The sequence below is a fragment of the Paenibacillus sp. LS-5 genome (genome assembly GCF_056121505.1).
In genome coordinates this window covers 1-5,105 of sequence record NZ_JBWAVA010000036.1, presented here as the reverse complement: position 1 = coordinate 5,105, position 5,105 = coordinate 1, and the positions used below count along the sequence as shown (strand labels likewise).

Genomic DNA, 5,105 nt, shown 5'->3' with positions numbered 1-5,105 from the left:
CCGCTTGCGGCCCGGGCGCTTGCGGCTGCGCGCCCGGGTCTTGGCGCGGCGGAGCTTGCCGCGCCGGAGCTTGCTGCGCCGGAGCCGTGCGGCGCGGCTCACGGAGCTCCGCCGACGTTGCCGGGGCTCCGGCAGCGGCGGCGGGGCGGGCTCTCCGCTGCCTGAAGCATCAGCAGCGGGGAGCTCCAGTGCGCCGGCAGGTTCTGGCGGCGCGGCGCAGTAGCGGAGATTCCACCTCTCCGCAAGGCCCAGCAGCCGGGTGCGGTAGGCCGCCGGTCCGTAGACGGCGTCGACGCGCTCCCGGGCCTGGCTGCCGATAGCGGCAGCCAGACCAGGCTCCGCCAGAAGGCTGTTCACACGCTGCGCCAGGACATCAATGTCTTCTACCGGCGCTAGCAGTCCTTCACATCCGGCCGCACAGAGAATTTCATACAAGCCGCCGGAGGCATAGGCTACCACCGGTTTGCCAAAAGCCATTCCTTCCAGGGCCGTCATCCCGAATCCCTCGCGGATCAGGCTGGGAACGACCAGGATATCCATAGCACAATAGACATCGGCAAGATTCTTTTCGTAACCAATAAATCTGAAGCGGGAGGTGAGGCCTTCCAGCTTGACCTTGCGTACACAACGCTCATAGTAGCTTTTATCCCCGGGTGTGCCGACGACGATGAATTTGGCTTCAGGATGCCGCTCCGATACCTGAACAGCCATTTTCACAAAATGCTCCAATCCTTTTTCCACATTAATAAAGGAAGAAATATAGCCGAGCAGCGGCTCCGCTGGTGCAACCCGCAAATCACGGCGGCGCTCGCCCCGCAGCTTGCTCCAGGCTTCAATCATCATCTCTGACTCGTTCCAGGAGGGAGGAAGCTGGGTCACCTTTTCCTCGCGGATATCCTCCGGAAAACAGGCCGCGACCGTATGAGAGATGGCAAGAATCTCATCACTGTTCTTGTGGATCAACCCCGTGCTGATGGGAGTAAACTCATTGTCGGTAATCGTCTCGGAGATCTTCCACACCACTGGGATACCCAGTGATTTGGCCGCCATCGCCGGCAAAGCATGAACACAGGTGCTGGAAATAATAAAAGCCGGACGCAGCGCAGAAAGCCAGTCTAACAGCTCGCCGTATTCACGGCTTTCCTGAAATTTGCGGATATCCGCCTCCAAGCCGGCATACGGTGTGTATATCCCGTAGACCAACGGAATCGGCAGCAGCTGCACGCTCAGTCCGTTCTTGCGTGCCTGCCGTGTCAGCTTGCCTTCCTGGGGCGCCACAAGGATGCAGTTGAAATACGGTAACAGCTCCCGGCTGAAGAACAGCAGCAGCTTCTCCGCACCGGTAATGCTGCGTGTATTGGATACATGGGAAAAAAGCACGATAGTCGCTTTGTCGGCCATGGTGTCTCGGCGCTCCAGGCATGCCTGCGGAGCAGCCATTCACCTCCTAAAAGTTTTACGGAGCATTACATACAGTCCATACCTTCGCAGTAAAACCCGCTTCGGAAGCATCCGCTTAGTTTTACGGAGCATTACTTACAGTCCATACCTTCGCAGTAAAACCCGCTTCGGAAGCATCCGCTTAGTCTTACGGCTCCCTTCAGAGCATCCGCTTAATTTCATGGCTCCTTCAGAAGCATCCGCTCCACAGTAAGCTGGAGACCCGCCGCGCCTGCAGCATTGTACAACGGCAAATGCCAAAGCCTGGTACTCCAGTAGTATATTGAAGAGGAACAAATGCCGGCACGACACCTGTCCCCCGGATATACGCACATTTCCTTCCATTCACCCGTAAGCCTAGCCGTAGATCACGGTCAGCAGCTGATTCAGGCGTTTGGTGTAGGTATGATCTTTAAGCGTCCGTTCAAAAGCGCGCAGAGCCATGGCACGGCGCTCCTCTTCATGACTCAGGTAGAAGCGGATTTTATCCATCATTTCCTGCGGGCTTGTGAACGTGTCGATCTCTTCCCCCACTTTATAAAAAGAGCTCATATCATCTCTGGCATCACTCAGCTGAAGGGTTCCGCTGGCTGCAATTTCAAAGGTGCGCGGGTTAGGTGAAGCGGCAGTGATCGATAGCGTATTGTTATTCGCCGCCTCGTCGATATGGGAACGGTGAAGATTAATGACGATTTTGGAGCCGCTGTAAGTGACAGCCGTCTCTTGCGGCGTCATCCATTTGCCAATCTCAATGCGCTCCCCATACTGGGGGGCCTCCGGCAGACGATCCCACCAAATCCCGTTGATAACGGTGTTGTAGCTCATCAGCTCAGGCATAATTTCACGGAAGAAATGAACTCTGTTCCAATAAGCCGAGCCAATGAAGCTGATATCCCGGCTGACCGGTGACCGGCCCGTTGTCGGACGGTAATGCTCCCGGTGGGCGGCAAAGGGCAGATAATGCACCTCCGCGCACCCCAGACCGCGGTAAAATTCCACACAATTCAATTCCAGGGTGAACACATAATCGTAGTGCGCTACGATTTTAACGGTGAAATCCGTATAATACGGATCATCTGTGAGCCAGATAGCTGTCTTGATGCCCCGGCCGCGCAGGATGGCAACCTGATCGAGCGGCAGATCCATGCCATCCAGAACAAGCACAAGATCTGGGCGTTCCACATCCGCCAGCTCCACCAGATTCTGCCGCACATCGGTAATCGTGACCTTGGCCGTCAATCTTTGCAGGGCATAGAGTACCGCATCGTCAAGCGGTGAATACGGATAACCTTTTCCCGAAGCCACATACATGACATGGATGTTGCGGACAGGAAGCGGCTCCTCCGGCCGTCCATCCAGTATGGCGAGTCTCCCCCGCAGATAACCTTCATCGAATCCAAGCTTGAAGCCGGTCAGCCGGCCGCGCAGCTTCTCTTCTTCCGCTGGCGTCCGCGGCAGCGGCGGGGCTGGCATGATAAAATTATTGTTCATGGTTTTCGCTCCTTATATTGGATTGCCGGGCTTATGAAGTAAGAACATTCAGCAGATAGGGCAGACGCGCAAGGAAAGTATGATGGCGGAGTGTAGTCTGCAGCCCCTGCAGTGCGAACTGACGGCGCTCCTTCTCGTGCTTCAAGTAGTATTCGATTTTGTGCTTCAGCTCGTCGGCCCCCGCAAAGGTTTCCAGATCCTTACCCGGACGGTAATGGCTGCCCAGATCCTCACGGACATCGGTTAGCTGCATCGTCCCGCAGGCATTGATCTCATAGGTCCGGGGATTAATCGAACGGGAGGGAAGCTGGAAGGAGTTCCGGTTATCCTGCCCGCCCTCCCATGGACGGTGAATGTTAATGACCAGCTTCGCGCCACTGTAATAATTAGCGGTCTCCTCCGGAGGGATGAAACCATCTTTAATAAAAGGTGACAACTCCTCATACGTGTTCAGCCGGTCCCAGAACCCCCCGGCAATCAGGACTTTCTTGCCACGGAGAAAAGGAGTCAGCTCGTCGAACAGCTCTGTCCGGTTGCGGAAAGCATTGCCGATGAACACAATATCGTACTGATACTGCGGCCCAGTGCGGCGGGGATAGAACATCTGCGGATTCACGCAGAGCGGCAGGTAATGCACAGAGCCTACTCCCAGGTCATGGTAGAATTCCACACATCCCAGTTCATGTGTAAAGACATGGTCATAATGTTGGCAAATGACTGATGTATCCTCCGTAAAATAGGGATCATCTACGAACCAGATAGCTGTAGGAATACCCAGTTTACGTATCTCCGCGATCTGTTCCAGATGATTCTCGGGGAACACATGCAGACCATTCATGACCAGCACGGCTCCAGGCGACTCGCGGGCGGCTATCTCCAGCATCGTGTCCGGAGAGCTGATGATCAGTTCGCTAACGAGCTGTCCCAATGCTTCCGTTACTCCCGTATCAATCGCTTGAAATCCCTGGGGAACATACATCAGCTTGAACGGCCGGCATACCCCTGCCTCTGGAGAATTCAGGCGTTTCACGGCTTCACAGAGACCGAGACGGTAGCCTTCCTGATAACCGTCGCGGTAATCCCGCGGAGGCACTTTTCTCTTATTTGATTTCACGGCTTTCACCCTGCCCCGTCATATTCTCAAGACAATATAACTATATGCGGAGTCAGCATCCGCCTCATGGACATCTGTCTGTATCCTGCCGAAATTGGCATATGTCCCCTGTCTTTCGCCCGGGATGCCCGAACCTTTGCAGATAGATTCCACTCAGGCTACAATTATGGAAGCAAGTGAGAGACAAATGATGAGATTAGGAGAGTGGGACAATGGTTGTGTCAGATAACAACATGCTCTATATCCGTCATGCGGAGCTGCTGCGTGATCGGGTCCCTTCCTTTCAGGCCTACCCGTTTGATCTGCCGGTGATCCGCAGCTTCAGCAAGTTAGCTTTTCAGAAACAGGTTACTTTTCTTGTCGGAGAGAATGGTACGGGCAAATCTACACTGCTGGAGGGTATTGCTGCAGCCTGGGGGTTCAATCCGGAAGGCGGAACGCTGAATTTCTCCTTCAATACCCGCTCCTCGCATTCCAGCCTGTATGAGTACCTGCGAATTGCCAAAGGGGTGAGACGCCCGAGGGACGGCTTCTTTCTGCGTGCGGAGAGCTACTACAATGTAGCCTCTTATATTGACCGGCTGGATGAAGAGCCGGGAGGAGGCATGATTAAAAATTCCTATGGAGGCAAGTCACTACATGAGCAGTCACATGGAGAATCCTTTTTTGCTGCCTTCGTCCACCGCTTCGGGGGACAAGGCCTCTATATTCTTGACGAGCCGGAAGCCGCCCTCTCCCCGCTGCGGCAAATGTCGCTGCTGGTACGCATGCACGAGCTTGTGGAGCAGCATTCACAGTTCATCATTGCTACCCACTCTCCCATTCTAATGTCCTATCCCGGCTCTGAAATCTATCTGCTGGAAGGCGAGGGTATCCGTCAGGTTGCACTGGAGGACACAGAGCACTATACCGTGACCAAAGCATTCATGAACGACCGTGAGAGCATGCTGCGGGAACTGCTGGAAGGCGATTGAAGTATGGAAGCACAAAAACCAGCTAATACTTGTCAAGGATTTTGTATTGGAGATTAACGTCCATCTTGATATACTATTTTTAAGCA

4 protein-coding genes are annotated in these 5,105 nt (G+C 54.5%); 1 reads left to right on the top strand and 3 read right to left on the bottom strand.

Annotated elements, in window-relative coordinates:
* The 3 genes from AC0MA3_RS26270 to AC0MA3_RS26260 form a co-directional block, all read right to left on the bottom strand.
* Window positions 1-1,401 (bottom strand): glycosyltransferase family 4 protein (locus AC0MA3_RS26270; RefSeq protein ID WP_474658325.1); only part of this gene is annotated, 1,401 nt, incomplete at its 3' end.
* A 396-nt stretch (window positions 1,402-1,797) separates the two neighbouring features.
* Window positions 1,798-2,931, bottom strand: coding sequence for a CgeB family protein (locus AC0MA3_RS26265; RefSeq protein WP_474658324.1), 1,134 nt, complete (start codon window positions 2,929-2,931; stop codon window positions 1,798-1,800).
* A 31-nt stretch (window positions 2,932-2,962) separates the two neighbouring features.
* A complete protein-coding gene (locus AC0MA3_RS26260; RefSeq protein WP_474658323.1) occupies window positions 2,963-4,045 on the bottom strand; it encodes a CgeB family protein in 1,083 nt (360 codons plus the stop codon).
* A 212-nt stretch (window positions 4,046-4,257) separates the two neighbouring features.
* On the opposite strand from AC0MA3_RS26260, the gene AC0MA3_RS26255 reads away from it, so the two are divergent.
* Window positions 4,258-5,019: an AAA family ATPase gene (locus AC0MA3_RS26255; RefSeq protein WP_474658322.1), complete on the top strand. Its 762-nt coding sequence runs from the start codon at window positions 4,258-4,260 to the stop codon at window positions 5,017-5,019.
* Window positions 5,020-5,105 lie beyond the last annotated feature (86 nt).